The following is a 15,375-nucleotide window of genomic DNA, read 5'->3' on the forward strand; positions in this document are numbered from 1 at the left end:
TTCATTTCAATTCTATTCAAACCCACTCATATTTCCTCTGCTATAGTTAAATCGATGTCTTTGCCTAACTCACTTGTTTAAAAGGAAAACTCTATGCGCGTATTGACTGTTATTGCCACTGTATTACTTCTTGCTGCATGCGGAAGTAGCCAATATCTGATGTCGACAAATGAAGGGAAAATTATTACCTCTTACGGTAAACCAGACCTGAACGAGGAAACGGGTATGTACGAATATGAAGACATGGATGGTAAAGAAATGAGTATTTCAAAAGAGCAAATTGTCCAGATTGTCGAACGTTAACGACAGGCCCTCTGTAAATTAGAGGGCTATGTTCTAGCCACCCTCTCTCTACATTTACCTCTTTTAGGCTTGTAATCGTTGTAGAAATTGACACAACTAATTCATAAGCCAAAACAATTAATAGTGTCTTTTATACTTCCGTATTATTTATTTAGCGAATATTTTACATCTTCACCTTAATCAGGTTGGAGTATTGTAAAATCTAGTCTTTAATTCGCTAACACCCTTTTATTTCTCAGGATAAAGTGGATAATACCGCCACAAAATAACATTACTAAGGTGAGTCCTTATGTCTATTGAAGCTACTCTGCTTGCGCGCTGCGAGTCAAAATGTGAACTGTGTTCTTCTGAATCTCAACTAACTGCATACGCTGTCCCACCTCACGGTAATGTGACGGTTGATACTGCCATCATGGTTTGTGATAAGTGTCTGGGTGAGATCGATGAGCCAAAAGACATTAACCACTGGCGTTGTCTAAACGAAAGCATGTGGAGCCAGGTTCCTGCTGTACAAGTGACTGCATGGCGCCAACTCACTCGCCTAAACACAGAAAGCTGGGCTCAAGATGCTCTTGACATGATGTACATGGAAGAAGAGCAAATGAACTGGGCAATGAAAGGGATGTCTGCTGACGATAAAACGGTTGACTGTAACGGCACTGAACTTAAGAAAGGTGACGATGTAACAGTAATTAAAGACCTACCAGTAAAAGGCACTAACCAAGTAATCAAACAAGGTACAGTGATTCGTGGTATTAGCCTTGGCGATGATCCAAAGCTAGTTTCGGGTAAGGCAAATGGTGGTCAGTCGATGTACGTGATCGCAGAATACTGCCGCAAGAAGTAATATCGCACTTCAGTCATGTCAAAACGGGGCACCAATGGTGCCCCGTTTTTCTATACAACACTTAATCTACTCTCATGTCTACCTCCTCTAGAGTGTTTCTTTTCTAGGGCGTAGGTTGAGTAGGCATGTTTTACAAATAAAAAAATACCGGCTCATAGGCCGGTATTTCTTACATTATTTCAATATTAACGGTACATACCGATGTCTTTTTGAATATGTGCTGACAAGTCTTCTGCGTAGTAACTGCGTGGCGCAGTGTTATCTACAAATAGAATGTCCAGTAAGTGAGCAATCAGTCCTTTGAAGTTAACCGCGTAGGTTTTCTTATCCATAGAGGTTGGTAAAGCTACATTTGTCATTTGCATTGCTTGTGCCATGATTGCCTCTCTTTAAAAGCAGTAGTCTGTTTAGTTGGTTGTATATTAGTCAGTTTCTTATTGTTTAAGAAATGACAAATTTTACCCATTCAAATTAGAATTTCTAATAAAACAAACTCATTACAAAACTCAAAAATACAAATGAATAATAACGGCATAAATAATCATAATTGCTGTAATTACATTGAATAACTGAACATCACCTGCATAATCGCCCCTTAAGCAACAACATATATTTAACAATATTTTTCGTTATTTCTTTTGATTTTAGTGCTTACTTTATATTTTTTGATTAGTAATATTAACGCTAGTTTGACGCTTCGCTTTATTTTTTAGGAGTGATGCCACCACTGCCGATGTCATCACAACAACTAAAAATGTGAGAGACCATGTTGTAGGAATCTCATATTCTGTTCCAACCAATAGCATTTTTACCCCGATAAACATCATGATTACTGATAATGCTGGTTTTAAGTATACAAACTTGTCTAACATTGCTTGAAGAACAAAGTACAGCGATCGCAAACCCAGTAATGCAAATACGTTCGCGGCTAAGACTAAAAATGGCTCTCGTGTTACCGCGAATATAGCTGGTATAGAATCCAACGCAAACATAACGTCCATTACTGCAATGACACCAACAACGATCAGCATCGGTGTTGCCACCCACTTACCAGCTTGCTTTAAGATTAAGTGATTTCCTTGGTAGTCATCTGTAACTGGCAATACCTTTCGAATCAACTGCTCCGGATATGGATTAACCTCTTCTGCTTCGCCTTTGTCGCGAGCTAGCTTAACACCCGTCCAAATAAGGAAAGCAGCAAATAAGTACAATACCCAGTGATACTGTGAAAGTAACTGAGCACCAACCGCAATCATGACAGCGCGTAAAACTAGCGCACCTATCACCCCCCAAAGCAATGCTCTCGGACGCAAATGCTCCGGCACACTGTATTGTGCAAAGATGATGGCAAACACAAACAAGTTATCCACGCTTAGCGACTTCTCTAGTAAGTAACCAGTTAAGAATGAAATCGTTGCTTTGTCGTTCGTATAAGCGCTATGTGGCGCGTAAAAGTCCCAGAATAAATAAATAGAACCTGCAAAAACAAAGGCAAGCAAGAACCAAAAAACACTCCAAACGATGGCTTTTTTCATCGTGATAGCGCCACCACGTGTTTGATAGATATCAAGCGTAACAAGAACAAGGGTAAATAAACCAAAAGCACCATACATCGCTAATGATTCTTGAAGAGGCACCGATTGGCTCAATTGGGTGGTATTTTCGATAAGAGACATATTTCCTCCCATGGCGGAAGGACTTCGTTTGGTGACCTTCCGCAGACAATAACAACCAACAGCCACATAACGATTATGTGCTGCTAGTCAATGAATGCGTTGGTCTCGTTGAAGTGTTGACGTGAATGAACCACGTAACACCTTTACTTACCGGATAAGCTGATGCTTAACGAGATGACGATAAGTAAACTTGCGCTAACTACTCCCCAAACGCCGACATAATAACGCCGAGCGTCAGGCTTTCCAACAAAAAAACCTTGTCTTATCGAAATAAAATTCTTATCAAAAATCAGGAAGCACTATAAAAAGAAAGAAATGGATTCAACCACCTGAACTATAGTAAACAGACAAAAAGCAGCAAATGGCTCAAGACAAACTCTTCATTAGTTAGGGCCCTAACGGGGAAGATAGATACAAAAAAGGAGCATTACTGCTCCCTTTTGTAACATCCACATTCTTAGCAATTCAAAAGCCGCTTAGAGGCACAAAGTAGACCAGTGTCGACCAAATTGCGATCCAAGCAACTACGACTGCCGTATCTGCCCAATCTTTATTCCACATACTGCCATCCTCATCAACGCATGTAGTAAGTGGAGAGCAGCAAAATCAATACCAGTATCTATTATCGACGTCGCTTTGTGTAAAGTTTGTGACTTTGATTCAAACAGTTTGGCTCATCGGTCAGGAGTTCAATAAAACAATCAGCCATGGACAAACTGGTCACACGCCCTTCTCCTTTCATCTCCTGCAATGCGTCGTACCCCTCTTTCCCTTTCATCGTATAGGCAGAAGAAGTCCCTCGATACCAAACATCATCTTGAACACCAACCCATTGTTTGCCATCAAAAATCACTAATGATTGAACTCTTTCACCTTTTGGGGCATCTGCGTGATACTCGAAGTTTAAATTGTAAGTGTACGGATAACTGCCAGATCCAGTGCCTTCTACGCCATTGTTGAGTGCATTATTTATCGCGCCTTCAAGTGCACGGCGAATAGCGCTGCCTTTTACATCGTAAAAGCCGATAGGAACGGCAAAAGGCAACAGCCGTCCGGCAATGTCTGCCACTGTAATGTTGCCAGGGTTCAAAGAGGTTCGCACGCCACCCGCATTATGAATTGCAAATTGAACGTCATATCCACGTTTGTTTAAACAGTGCAGAAATGATCGGGCAACGGAGGAAGCCAACTCACTCTCACCAAATTCATCGGGAATTCTCACATGACGCTTTTTGGTGTCAACACTAGCAATGACTTGTGACTGTAACTGCCTGACCTGAGGAATATATTTATCGCTCAGGATCGCTTGAGTTTCCGGGTGTTTCTTACAAACCACGACATTCGGTTGACCATGGATGAAGTCGCACGCGGTTTCGAATACACCTTGGTCGAGCTGTTGGTTTAGCGTCGAGTCCCAAAAAATACGTCGACCAAGCAACAGTTCATTTTGTCCACTCAACATCGTTGCTTTACCGTGTTCATCAAACTCAATGACGCAGTGCCCCATTGTCAAAGCATGGAAACCCGCTTGCACCACATAGGTATCATTAATTTTGATACCGTAGGGATCGTCTTGTCCTAACCCTATTGATGAAAAATCACCTTGCAACCGGTGGCTGTGTCCACCAACAATTATACCAATACCTGCGACTTGCTCAGCTAACTCTAAATCACCTTCATAACCTAAGTGGCTCAGAAGAATAATATTTTTTATACCTGATGAATGGATTTGTTTTACGGTCGCCTTGGCGGTTTCAATTGCTGAGTGAAAAGGCGTGTCTGCATCAGGGTTTGCGATGTCGCTCATTTTATCTATGGATAATCCGAAAATCGCGACCCGCTCACCATGGAATTCTTTAACAATGTATTGAGCGCTCTGTGTATCCGGTTGGTAACTATATACATCCTTGCAATCACTGATACGGTGAGGTTTTTTAAGTGATTCATTGGATAAATCCCAGTTGCCAGCAAGCAATGGGAACTGAGTACGTTGGCAAAACAATGCAACTGGCTCATTCCCCATATCTAATTCATGGTTACCTAACGCCATTGCATCAATCTTTAATGCGTTCAATAAGTCGGCATTGGCTTTGCCTTTAAATAGTGAGAAATACAGCGTGCCTTGGAAGCAATCTCCGGCATGGAGGAACAACATCCCATGACCTTGGCGCTGAGCATCATCTCTTAACTGCTCGACTCTGGTTGCGATACGAGAAAAGCCGCCAGCACTGACATAGGGTTCTAGCGTGAGTTCATTGTTTATCTTAAGCTTTAACTGTAATGACGTTGGTTCAAAGTAGGAATGTGTGTCATTGATGTGTGCCAGTTTGATTCTCACTGGCTTATGATTGTTATTCATCTTCATCTTCTCTTTTTTCATTCCTTATAATAATAAGAAGTGAATCATGACAGAATCATGAATTTTATGAAACTGCGATTTAGGATTTCATGTTTAAGTGATCACGATGCTGTCCCCCAGCTTTGAAAGCAAGCCTCGCTTGTAACGGTCTCTATTCAGTAAGAGGCTCTCGTAATTTTGTGAACTGAGCTTAACTCAAAAATTCCGAATTCATATATGCTTAGGAGTAGCAAAATAACTCTCGATAATTCAAATAATTGCAAGGAGGATTGAGATGAGACTAGAACGCATCGAAATCTCCGGGTTTAGAGGCATCAAACGCCTTTCACTCTCTTTTGACGAACTCACCACGCTTATCGGTGAAAACACGTGGGGCAAATCATCATTGCTCGATGCCCTTTCCATCGCACTACCTGCCAATGGCTCATTGTATCAATTCAAACTGAAAGATTTTCACGTTGACTACTCAATTTCTCATCCACAAACACAACACTTACAGATCATTGTTTGTTTTAAAGCACAGGATAAAAACGAAGTAAAAGCGGGACGCTACAGACGCATAAAGCCTACATGGTGCACCAACGAAGATGGTGAGCAAGTCATTTACTATCGTATTAGTGCGTCTCGCGATGAGCACGGCATTAATACAAAGTACGCGTTTTTGGATCATAACGGCAAACCCAAAAAACTTCACCACTCAGAGAAACTCGCTATTGAGTTAATGACACTTCATCCTGTAATCCGACTACGTGACTCCCGACGCTTCCCTGATTTAAACCATGTCAACGGCGATGGTAAAAATGCTCGGATTGAAAAACGAATCAACAATACCTGTCGACGCTTATTGGCTATGCCTGGCCATGTAAATAAAGGTGAGATTCGTAGTAGTCTCGACTCAATGCAAACGCTTGTTGAGCACTATTTTGCGTTCAGAAGTGTCAGTAAAGGTAACCCACGCAAACCTCGCGATGGTCTTTTCTATACAAGCCCTTCCTCTGATAAAGGTTTGAGTCAGTTCTTGAAAGAAACCAATGACAAACAAAGCCGCTTGCTTTTAATGGGGTTACTCAATGCCTATCTTCAAGCTAAGGGTCCCACCGATTTAAGGCGCTGCGCGAGACCAATACTGATTATTGAAGATCCAGAAGGTCGACTGCATCCAACTCATCTAGCGAGAGCGTGGTCCTTATTGCAATTGTTGCCAATGCAAAAGATATTAACCACCAACAGTGGCACGTTACTCGGTTCTGTTCCACTGTATTCAATTCGACGTTTAATTCGGCTATCAGACAGAACCATCGCTAAGAGTTTAAACTCAACAAAGTTTGGTCGAGATGAGTTGCGCCGAATTGGTTTCCATATTCGTTTTCATCGTTCAGGAGCATTATTTGCGCGGTGCTGGTTACTTGTTGAGGGCGAAACCGAAGTTTGGCTTTTTCATGAACTGGCTCGTCAATGCGGGTATGACTTGGCTGCCGAAGGGGTTCAAATCGTTGAGTTTGCTCAATCAGGTCTAAAATCACTCATCAAAGTAGCAAAAGAGTTTGGTATTGATTGGCATGTCGTTACCGATGGCGACCCAGCAGGGAAAAAGTACGCGCATGCAGTGCGAGCACAGCTCGACCATGATCAGGAAAGGCATCGACTTACGGAGTTACCCGACCGAGACATCGAGCACTTTCTGTACAACAATGGTTTTGAACTTTTCTTTAAGGACATCATCAAAGTTCCTCATGACCACCCTATCCCTGCTAAAAAAGTCGTAAATCGTGTTTTGAAAAAACATGCAAAACCGGACTTAGCTTTGGCTATTGTTTCTCATTGTGAAGAGAAAGGCATGGAGTGTATTCCTGTTCTTCTGCGCTGGACACTTAAACGCGTTGTTACCATGGCCAACGGCAATACATGAGTTAGACGTATTTTACACTCAGCGTATTGTCTTGTAATACAAAAAAAGCACACCAATTTGGTGTGCTTGTATCAAACATCATTAATTTTGATTAAGGGTATTGAGAGGGATAAAACTCAATACACAGTGGATACCAATAAGATCGGGGGTTCACTACTGTGCTTGCTCAGCAAGCGAAGAAGAAGTAGCGGTTGATTTCGTATGCAACCATAGCCCTGTCGCTTTCATTAGATAGCCAAACACACCACCTAGCAACAACGATGGAATGACAAGTTGCCAGTTTCCGTCAGCCGCAAATGTTGCGCATGAACCAATAAAAGTACCAGGGATGTACGCGAGCCAAGCTTGTTTAGCTTGAATACACATGAAGAATGCCACAATAGCGGTAATCACATAGCCAATAATTTCCAACCCCACGTAAGTGGAACCGTGAATAATTACCATTGCCCAGAATACGCCTGTCATATTAGTGATTAAGCTGATACCTAGTCCTTTCAATCCGCTAGTTGGCGCTGCAAAGTAGCTCGTGCAACCTAAAAAACCAGCCCAAGAAAGCAAACCTAAAGAGATGGCGATCCAACCCCATACGCCAGATAAAATTCCAGTAGTGATAGAAATAGCTAAAAGTGTCGTCATGGTAGTCATACCTACTCGGCTATTATCGTACCTATATGGTTCAATAACTGCCTTCATACATTGAAATCAAGGAGACATGTTAGATACATCAGCTCAGCTTATCGGTGATATTGATCACAATAAAATATTATTATTTTCACAATTTACATTAAAAGTTTGACGCAACCGATAAATCAACAGATTTAGGGAATAAACCCAACTCATCTCGTAGGCATGTTTAATCAACCTTTAAAGAACTGAAGGCTTCCCTTTCATCATTCGTAGTCCCTCTCTTTTAATGCAGTCGACTAATGGGTTTTCTGCCATATCTGAACGCCATATAAATGAAAGCGTCCTTTCCATTTTTAACTCAGGTACATTTAATGCCACAAGATGACCTGCTTCTATATATCGCTCTACATCTAAATACGGTAAGCAAGTAAGGTACTGACCATTAGCAACTAAACTACGTAACACCGGAACGTGTTCGTACTCGCGCCACACATCCAAATCTTCAATAAGGTGGTGAATAGAACTATCAAATGTTTTTCGTGTGCCAGAGCCATGCTCTCTTAGTACCCACTTCGCTTGCTCTAACTGCGCAAGGCTAACAGACTGATTACGCGCAAAAGGATGATGAGAAGCTGCGACAACAGTTAGATGATCACGACACCATACTTCTTGGTGTAAACGGTTATCATCACAGCGCCCTTCAATAATCCCTAAGTCATACTTGTAATCTAATACCCCATCAATCACCCCTTTTGTACTTTGTACACCGAGGGAAATACGCATTTCTGGAAAGTCATTATCAATGATACTAATAAGGTCGGGAACTAAGTGCTCTGCTGGTGTTTGACTCGCTCCCATACGAATCTCACCACTCAATAAATGTTGCTCATAGAAGCCCATTTCAATCTGCAATGCGTCTTGTAGCAAGCGTTTTGCTTTTGGTCGTAACCACATCCCCCAATGGGTTAACGCCATTTGCTTGCCTTGCCTCTCAAACAACGGCCTGCCAAGCATCTTCTCTAATTGCGCAAGCGACATACTCGTCGCTGATTGTGTCAAAGCCAATTTTTCTGCGGCTTGGCTTACACTGCCGGTATCTGCAACTGCGTCGAAAACCGCTAATTGCTTAAGTGAGTAGCGCAAAGTGTCCTCCATTATTAGTGGGTATTTCCCAATCCCCACAATTGTTAAAGCATGCCCCAATAAGCAATAGAGTTCATTTTACCTAGCCCCGTAAAGTTATCAATTAATTTGATGAGGTTTCTAAATATTATCAATTTTACCTTACTAACCGTTCTCCCTATTCTGAGTACGCGGTTCGGGAACACCGCAAGCCTCAATGGTTTTGAAACCGAAGTCATTGAGGCTCTTAATAAAAACAACAATTTCATTTTTGAGTTAATAACCAAGGATTTTTTATGCGATTACAAATTAAGGAGTCAATATGGCGGTGACCAGTTCTCAAAATCACCAGTATTTTTCTCCAAAAGAGATGATGGTTGAAGCGGAAAAATTTGCGTTAAGTAAGGCAAACAAAACCAGCAGTATGACATTAAGCCTCGCCATTATGGCCGGCGCGTTCATCGGGTTAGCATTCTTGTTTTACATCACGGTGACCACCGGTAGTACGGGCGCTGGTTGGGGCTTGAGCCGCCTAGCTGGTGGACTCGCATTTAGCATGGGATTGATCCTCATAGTGATCTGCGGTGGTGAATTATTTACCAGCTCCGTCCTATCCAGTATTTCTTGGGCCAATAAGCAAATATCGTTCGGTAAGATGCTTTCGATCTGGGGCAAAGTTTACGTTGGTAACTTTATTGGTGCGATGTTCCTACTTGCGCTGGTTACTGCTGCTGGTCTTTATCAGATGGATGGCGGTCAATGGGGATTAAATGCGCTTAACATCGCACAACACAAACTTCACCACACTCTCATTCAAGCGTTTGCACTCGGTATTCTCTGTAACCTGTTGGTCTGCCTAGCGATTTGGCTGACATTTAGTTCTGCAAATGCAATGACAAAAGCAGCAATGACAATTTTGCCTGTGGCAATGTTTGTCAGCAGCGGTTTTGAGCACTGTGTTGCGAACATGTTTATGGTTCCACTTGGTATTGTTATCGCGAATTTTGCACCTGAATCTTTTTGGGCATCTGTCGGTGTGCCCGCGTCACAATACACAGACCTAAACATTAGCCACTTTATTACCGCTAACTTAATTCCTGTCACGCTTGGCAACATCGTCGGCGGAGCGGTATTAGTTGGCCTTTCAAACTGGTGTATTTTTCGCCGACCAGAACTAAAAGCAGCGAATATTTCTTCTATCACTACAACTACAACACTGTCGTCAGTTAAGGATTTCACCATGAAAAATGCCTCTTTTGTTAAAGACATTATGAACCCAAAACCAATCACCATTCGTGCAGAAACGCCAATTGCAGCCGCGCTGGATGTGTTACTTGATAACAACGTAACTAGCGCACCTGTTGTAGACGTACAAAATCGATTAGTTGGCTTCTTCTCTGCTCACGATGTGATGGTAGAACTATGGTGTGAGGACTACATTCCGGTGAAAGACCAAAAAGTCGTCGACATCATGAGCAGAGATGTGGTCGCAATTGACGCTGATGATCGCCTCGTTGATGTTGTGGAATTCCTATGTATCGATAAAGAGCAGTTGTACCCAGCGAGCAGTATGGGTATCGCCACTCGCTTGACGTCTTTGTCTCTCGAAGAACGCGCTAAAAGTATCAAAGTAAGTAAGCCACAAGTGCTTCCTGTGCTTGAAAATGGGCAGATGGTCGGGGTGGTTACTCGTACTGAAGTATTAAAAGCACTACGCCCGATTTTTGGTGAGCGTTTAAACCTAGTGGAAAAAAGCGAGTTAGAAACAGCGTAATTCGCTAAACATTTACAACGTTTATTGGCTTTCAATCGCTATCACTGACGGGTTTATCGATGTTAGTGATGTGATTAAGATAATAAAAAAGCGCTCTTCAAGTGAAGAGCGCTTTTAGTGTATCTAAAAGGAACTAATTACTTCTTAATACCTTCGATATGAAGTTCCATATCGACGTAGCTTGAAGCACCCATTACTGGGATGTCAAAGTCAGCAAGCTCTAGGCGAGTGTTGCCAACAAAGCCAGCGCGCTCGCCGCCCCATGGGTCACTACCAGCACCAACGAATTCAGCCTCAATAGTAATAGGCTTAGTAACACCGTGTAGCGTTAGATCACCAGTTACATCTAGTTTGCCATTGCCTTTATCAACCACTTTTGTGCTAGTAAAGGTTGCTTCACTGTATTTGCCAGCATCGATGAAGTCACCACTACGAATGTGTTTGTCACGTTCAGCATGGTTTGAATCTAGGCTGGTTGTATCAACAACAACATTTACTTTTGAGTCAGCAATGTTGTTTTCATCAAAAGAAAAGTCACCAGAAAATGTATTGAAACGACCTTTGATGAAACTGTAACCCAAGTGGCTAACTTTAAAGTTGATTGAAGCGTGAGCACCTTTGGTATCGATGACATAATCTGCAGCTTGCGCACCAAATGGCAGTGCCATAGCGATAGCTAATCCTGTAGCGAAAAGTGACTTTTTCATTTTGAAGCTCCTAACATTTTTCTTAATGTGTTGTCTTTATCGATAAAGTGGTGTTTTAGTGCAGCAATAGCATGTAAGCCTGCAATCAGGATGACTGCCCAAGCTGCATAGAAGTGAATCTCACCTGCAATATCTGATTGGCCTGGGAATAACTCTCCCGCTCCTGGCACGGTGAACCAATTAAACACTTCGATGCCGCGTCCATCAGACGTTGAAATGAGGTAACCTGAAACAAAGATGGTGACCAATAGTAGGTACATGACACCATGCGCTGCTTTAGCAGCAAGCACTTCGTAACGTTTGCCTTCTACCTTTGGTGACGCCGTCACATGTTTCCATACTATGCGTACCAAAGTTAAAATAGCGAGTAAAATACCGACAGAGCGATGGTAATGCGGCGCAGTTCGATACCATTCGCTGTAATAGCTAAGGTCGACCATCCACAAACCCACTGCAAATAGACCAATAATGCACAGCGCTGATAACCAATGCATCACGCGTGCAGTAAGGTTGTAATTCTTTACCAGTGTATCCATCTCAAGTTCCTAGATATATTCCTAAGTTAATGCTGAGCAAGAAACACTACATTAACCTATTTACGTCATATGAAACAGATTATTTACCATCATTTACATCCAGCCAATGGTACCGTATCTATCAAGTTGTTCGAATTTTTTGAAGGAACTTTAAATCGTTTGTAAAACTGAAACTTACAGCTTAATTTCTTGTTCTATCTCATACAGCTCTTCGGAAACTTCTAACATTCTGCGTTCAACCAGTAACTTAGCATCTTCAACACCCTTGTTATAATAAATTGGTCCTAGTTTTTCTGTAATAAAATCAATTAGAAACTCACTATCGAACTGGCCAATTTCAACATCTAGCTCGTCTTGCATGTAATCTTGAATGGCGGTGGCCAACGCCTCTTTTTGTGCGCGTTCTAGCTTTATCATTTTTTCCCTTTCAAATTTTTGTTCAACTTCTGCTTCTTTCGTGTTGCTCTATTAAAGATTAAACACGGTCATTTGTGAGAAATTTGGTGTTTAGATCAAGAAGTTGCCGAAGTAAATTAGTCTATTCTCAAAAGACTATGCTAACCTTTTGCAGTTCGTTTTGTAATTATTAAGGGATATTCTTTGCTACTCGACCTAGTTATTCAAAGTGTTAATGATTTTCAAGACGACTGTCTTAAGCTGTGTGAAAAGCATTACCCTGCGGTGCATAACCAAGGCATGAGTGAGCATCATCTTGGTCTCGCGTTTTCAAGAAGGATGGAACATACTTTTCGTCACTTTGGATACAACTGCGTGATAAAGCCAATCGAAGTGTTGGATTCTCCAGACCTTCCCCATCACTATCGAATTTCATCCGACATCGGCACTGTCTGGGTTCTGAGTCACCATATGGTCAGTGCCGGAAAATCTTGCCGGGAAAACTTACTCTCATCAATTACGGAATGGCAGAGTGAATATGGCTATGCCTTACAGCCTAATGACCTACTCTTTTTGGTTTGCGATCATTGGATAAGTCGCAGCAAAACGAGCCGAGAATTACTTCATTGGTGGGTGGGGGAACTACCCGATCAGATCAACGAATACACAGAACAAGGAATCACACTGTACACCAGCGAGTCGCAACTCACGCAATCTTTGGACACTCGATTCGGTATTAGCCCTTGTTACATTAAGTTTGGGCATCCTTTACGGCGTTCGAACAAACAGCAGTTAGTCAGAAAATATTTGCAGTTGTATGCCGTACTGCAATGGTAGCATCAAATTGAAGTGCTGAGATTATCAATTATTTCAGCAATTTGTTTGATATCACTCGACAAAACTACCCATCCATTACCATCGTTCTTGCTTGAGTTAATGAGCACACTTAGATTCATTGCCAATGAAATAGAAAAATTAGCGCGATAACGCTGATGTTGAGACATTGATTTAGGTTGTGGTAACAATGATGAGCATCTCGCAACTACTTAGTTGCATCCGGAAAGAAGCCGACGGGCAGTATATTGCGAAATACGCGAACTTCACTCTCCGCAGTGTCTTTCAACCCATATATAAGAACGATATTTCCATCGTTGGCCTTGAAGCACTGGTAAGAATTAGCAATGCCAATGGCACCATGGTTAGGCCAGATCAGTTTTTCCAATCCAAAGCGACTCCCACTCAAGATTTGCTCAACGTTGAACGCTTAAGTCGCCTAATCCATATCAAAAATTTCTCTCAGTCTCGCTTTCACACAAAACAATTGTTTCTCAATGTATTACCGGTAGCGGCAGAGATACTAGTTAAAGACATCACTTATAACCGACTGCTAAAACAAACCATTTATGAATCGCATTTGATGAATGAACAAATCGTCATGGAGTTACTTGAATTGAAGGTGGAGGATGAACTCTCTTTGTCTCAAGCTGCTCGGGAGTTAAGTCTTGAAGGATTTAAATTAGCGATTGACGATTATGGCGTCAATGCATCGACAACTGAGCGAGTGAGAAGCGTTTGCCCAGATATAATCAAGATGGATCGCTCTTTATTGCTAAGGTATGAAAACGGTGATTTTAAAGCGCTTAACGATGCATTATCACTCGCAAAAGCGTTATGCTCTAAAACCGTTATCGAAGGAATTGAAACCGAGCATCAACTTCGCTTAATGAAAAAGCTCGGTTTCGATATGTATCAAGGGTACCTACTTGCTATCCCCCAAACGTTAGACGTCTATGAAGAGGCAAAAACAGCCTGACTATGTAAGAACAAAAGTTTGCGCGGTTTAGCGAGAGCTACGTGATTTACCACGATTCTTATGAATCGCCAATTTTGCTTTTAGCTTACGCTTCTCAGATGAACGACTACGACGACGCCCACCCCCATTTTGTTCAGGCTCAACTTCTTCTGCAAGGCTTGGTTCGAAACCTGCCAGCCATTCTTGGGGTAAGCGTTGATCAAGCAGGTTCTCGATAGCTTGCAACAAGTACTCCTCATCTCGACTCATCAGAGAAACCGCCAAACCTGACTTTCCTGCTCTTCCAGTGCGGCCAATTCGATGGACATAATCTTCTGCTTTGAATGGCATATCAAAGTTCACGACTTGTTCTAGCTCTTGAATATCTAACCCTCGTGCTGCCACATCGGTTGCAATCAAAGCACGTACCTTACCTTGTTTAAATTCATCCAAAGCTCTTTGGCGGGCACCCTGTGATTTATCACCGTTGATAGAAACCGCTTTGATGCCATCTAACTTGAGCTCTTTCGCTAACTCATCACTGCCTTGCTTCGTTTTTGTAAATACAAGCACTTGCTGCCAATTCCGCGAGCCAATTAAGTACGCTAGCAATTCACGTTTCCGTTTTTTATCCACTGGATAAACCATTTGTGTTACCGTTTCAGCAGTCGTATTTGCTGGTGAAACTTCGACTTCAACTGGCGATTCCATGAGTTTATACGCAATAGTTTTGATTCGCTTCTCAAATGTCGCAGAGAACAATAGGATCTGTTTCTCAGCAGGCAAACGTCGGAAGATGCGCTGCAAGTCAGGCCAAAATCCCATATCTAACATACGGTCGGCTTCGTCTAACACGAGCATACCGGTTTTAGAGATGTTTACGTTACCATTAAACAGGTGATCCAAAAGGCGGCCTGGCGTGGCAATCAAAATATCAGCGCCCTCTTCTAACTTTCTCTTTTGTACGCCAATGCTTGTACCACCATAAACACACACAATGCGAAGTTCTGTTTCTGCCGAGTACTGATTCAAATTATCAAATACCTGCTGTGCAAGCTCGCGTGTTGGAACCAAAATCAATGCTTGAGGTGTGCCATTAAGTTTCTTTTGCTGAACGGTTTGTATGATAGGTAAACCAAACGCAGCCGTTTTTCCCGTACCAGTTTGTGCAGCAGCAAGTAAGTTTTTTCCTGCAAGGACGTGTGGAATTGACTTTTCTTGCACTGGTGTTGGCGTCACGATATTTAGATTGCCTAGCGTCTCGATTAGCTTTTGTTCGATGCCTAAATCAGCAAAATTAACAGACATGTGTAACCTCATTATTTTT

General features: G+C 42.1%; 15 protein-coding genes. 6 read left to right on the top strand and 9 right to left on the bottom strand.

All coding sequences use genetic code 11. The features are described from left to right. Positions 1-93 precede the first annotated feature (93 nt). Positions 94-303, top strand: a complete 210-nt coding sequence (locus MTF70_RS16170) for a YgdI/YgdR family lipoprotein (RefSeq protein WP_005376349.1) — start codon at positions 94-96, stop codon at positions 301-303. Positions 304-592: 289 nt separating this feature from the next. Continuing rightward, positions 593-1,150, top strand: coding sequence for an alkylphosphonate utilization protein (locus tag MTF70_RS16175; protein ID WP_005376350.1), 558 nt, complete (start codon positions 593-595; stop codon positions 1,148-1,150). A gap of 185 nt (positions 1,151-1,335) precedes the next feature. On the opposite strand, the gene MTF70_RS16180 is transcribed toward MTF70_RS16175, so the two are convergent. The 3 genes from MTF70_RS16180 to MTF70_RS16190 form a co-directional block, all read right to left on the bottom strand. Further along, positions 1,336-1,527 carry a hypothetical protein gene (locus MTF70_RS16180; protein ID WP_005376351.1) on the bottom strand — a complete coding sequence of 64 codons (192 nt, stop codon included), beginning with the start codon at positions 1,525-1,527 and terminating at the stop codon, positions 1,336-1,338. 279 nt (positions 1,528-1,806) lie between these two features. Further along, a complete protein-coding gene (locus MTF70_RS16185; protein WP_053307682.1) occupies positions 1,807-2,826 on the bottom strand; it encodes a TerC family protein in 1,020 nt (339 codons plus the stop codon). Positions 2,827-3,448: 622 nt separating this feature from the next. Beyond that, complete coding sequence (locus MTF70_RS16190) at positions 3,449-5,191, bottom strand: bifunctional UDP-sugar hydrolase/5'-nucleotidase (RefSeq protein ID WP_005376363.1); 1,743 nt, start codon at positions 5,189-5,191, stop codon at positions 3,449-3,451. A 268-nt stretch (positions 5,192-5,459) separates the two neighbouring features. On the opposite strand from MTF70_RS16190, the gene MTF70_RS16195 reads away from it, so the two are divergent. Next, positions 5,460-7,094, top strand: a complete 1,635-nt coding sequence (locus MTF70_RS16195; protein WP_017634174.1) for an ATP-dependent endonuclease — start codon at positions 5,460-5,462, stop codon at positions 7,092-7,094. Between the two features lie 153 nt (positions 7,095-7,247). Here MTF70_RS16195 and MTF70_RS16200 read toward each other — a convergent pair whose 3' ends face one another. Beyond that, the gene (locus tag MTF70_RS16200) at positions 7,248-7,730 is read right to left on the bottom strand and encodes a DUF1097 domain-containing protein (protein ID WP_017634175.1); all 483 of its coding nucleotides are present in this window, start codon (positions 7,728-7,730) and stop codon (positions 7,248-7,250) included. A 228-nt stretch (positions 7,731-7,958) separates the two neighbouring features. Beyond that, positions 7,959-8,864: a LysR substrate-binding domain-containing protein gene (locus MTF70_RS16205; protein WP_005376369.1), complete on the bottom strand. Its 906-nt coding sequence runs from the start codon at positions 8,862-8,864 to the stop codon at positions 7,959-7,961. 301 nt (positions 8,865-9,165) lie between these two features. Between MTF70_RS16205 and focA the strand changes: the two genes are divergently transcribed. Beyond that, positions 9,166-10,617, top strand: coding sequence for a formate transporter FocA (gene focA, locus MTF70_RS16210; protein WP_005376371.1), 1,452 nt, complete (start codon positions 9,166-9,168; stop codon positions 10,615-10,617). A gap of 137 nt (positions 10,618-10,754) precedes the next feature. Here focA and MTF70_RS16215 read toward each other — a convergent pair whose 3' ends face one another. From MTF70_RS16215 to MTF70_RS16225, 3 genes are all read right to left on the bottom strand, one after another. Next, positions 10,755-11,324, bottom strand: coding sequence for a YceI family protein (locus MTF70_RS16215; protein WP_017634178.1), 570 nt, complete (start codon positions 11,322-11,324; stop codon positions 10,755-10,757). Next, on the bottom strand, positions 11,321-11,860 hold the full coding sequence (locus MTF70_RS16220) for a cytochrome b (RefSeq protein WP_042520838.1): 540 nt from the start codon (positions 11,858-11,860) through the stop codon (positions 11,321-11,323). The genes MTF70_RS16215 and MTF70_RS16220 overlap by 4 nt, the downstream gene beginning before the upstream one ends. A 174-nt stretch (positions 11,861-12,034) precedes the next feature. Next, complete coding sequence (locus MTF70_RS16225) at positions 12,035-12,277, bottom strand: DUF2164 domain-containing protein (RefSeq protein WP_042520836.1); 243 nt, start codon at positions 12,275-12,277, stop codon at positions 12,035-12,037. A gap of 183 nt (positions 12,278-12,460) precedes the next feature. On the opposite strand from MTF70_RS16225, the gene MTF70_RS16230 reads away from it, so the two are divergent. Both MTF70_RS16230 and MTF70_RS16235 read left to right on the top strand, forming a co-directional pair. Next, on the top strand, positions 12,461-13,093 hold the full coding sequence (locus MTF70_RS16230) for a hypothetical protein (RefSeq protein ID WP_042520835.1): 633 nt from the start codon (positions 12,461-12,463) through the stop codon (positions 13,091-13,093). A gap of 187 nt (positions 13,094-13,280) precedes the next feature. Beyond that, complete coding sequence (locus tag MTF70_RS16235) at positions 13,281-14,069, top strand: EAL domain-containing protein (protein WP_042520834.1); 789 nt, start codon at positions 13,281-13,283, stop codon at positions 14,067-14,069. A 27-nt stretch (positions 14,070-14,096) separates the two neighbouring features. On the opposite strand, the gene MTF70_RS16240 is transcribed toward MTF70_RS16235, so the two are convergent. Then, positions 14,097-15,356, bottom strand: a complete 1,260-nt coding sequence (locus tag MTF70_RS16240; protein WP_042520829.1) for a DEAD/DEAH box helicase — start codon at positions 15,354-15,356, stop codon at positions 14,097-14,099. Between the last annotated feature and the right edge of the window lie 19 nt (positions 15,357-15,375).

Source organism: Vibrio sp. 2CM40D (assembly GCF_023161825.1).
Classification (GTDB): Bacteria; Pseudomonadota; Gammaproteobacteria; order Enterobacterales; family Vibrionaceae; genus Vibrio; species Vibrio alginolyticus.

Coding starts and splice junctions, on each gene's coding strand:
- MTF70_RS16170 (WP_005376349.1), top strand. CDS start 94: ATGCGCGTATTGACTGTTATTGCCACTGTATTACTTCTTGCTGCATGC.
- MTF70_RS16175 (WP_005376350.1), top strand. CDS start 593: ATGTCTATTGAAGCTACTCTGCTTGCGCGCTGCGAGTCAAAATGTGAA.
- MTF70_RS16180 (WP_005376351.1), bottom strand. CDS start 1,527: ATGGCACAAGCAATGCAAATGACAAATGTAGCTTTACCAACCTCTATG.
- MTF70_RS16185 (WP_053307682.1), bottom strand. CDS start 2,826: ATGTCTCTTATCGAAAATACCACCCAATTGAGCCAATCGGTGCCTCTT.
- MTF70_RS16190 (WP_005376363.1), bottom strand. CDS start 5,191: ATGAAGATGAATAACAATCATAAGCCAGTGAGAATCAAACTGGCACAC.
- MTF70_RS16195 (WP_017634174.1), top strand. CDS start 5,460: ATGAGACTAGAACGCATCGAAATCTCCGGGTTTAGAGGCATCAAACGC.
- MTF70_RS16200 (WP_017634175.1), bottom strand. CDS start 7,730: ATGACGACACTTTTAGCTATTTCTATCACTACTGGAATTTTATCTGGC.
- focA (WP_005376371.1), top strand. CDS start 9,166: ATGGCGGTGACCAGTTCTCAAAATCACCAGTATTTTTCTCCAAAAGAG.
- MTF70_RS16215 (WP_017634178.1), bottom strand. CDS start 11,324: ATGAAAAAGTCACTTTTCGCTACAGGATTAGCTATCGCTATGGCACTG.
- MTF70_RS16220 (WP_042520838.1), bottom strand. CDS start 11,860: ATGGATACACTGGTAAAGAATTACAACCTTACTGCACGCGTGATGCAT.
- MTF70_RS16225 (WP_042520836.1), bottom strand. CDS start 12,277: ATGATAAAGCTAGAACGCGCACAAAAAGAGGCGTTGGCCACCGCCATT.
- MTF70_RS16235 (WP_042520834.1), top strand. CDS start 13,281: ATGATGAGCATCTCGCAACTACTTAGTTGCATCCGGAAAGAAGCCGAC.
- MTF70_RS16240 (WP_042520829.1), bottom strand. CDS start 15,356: ATGTCTGTTAATTTTGCTGATTTAGGCATCGAACAAAAGCTAATCGAG.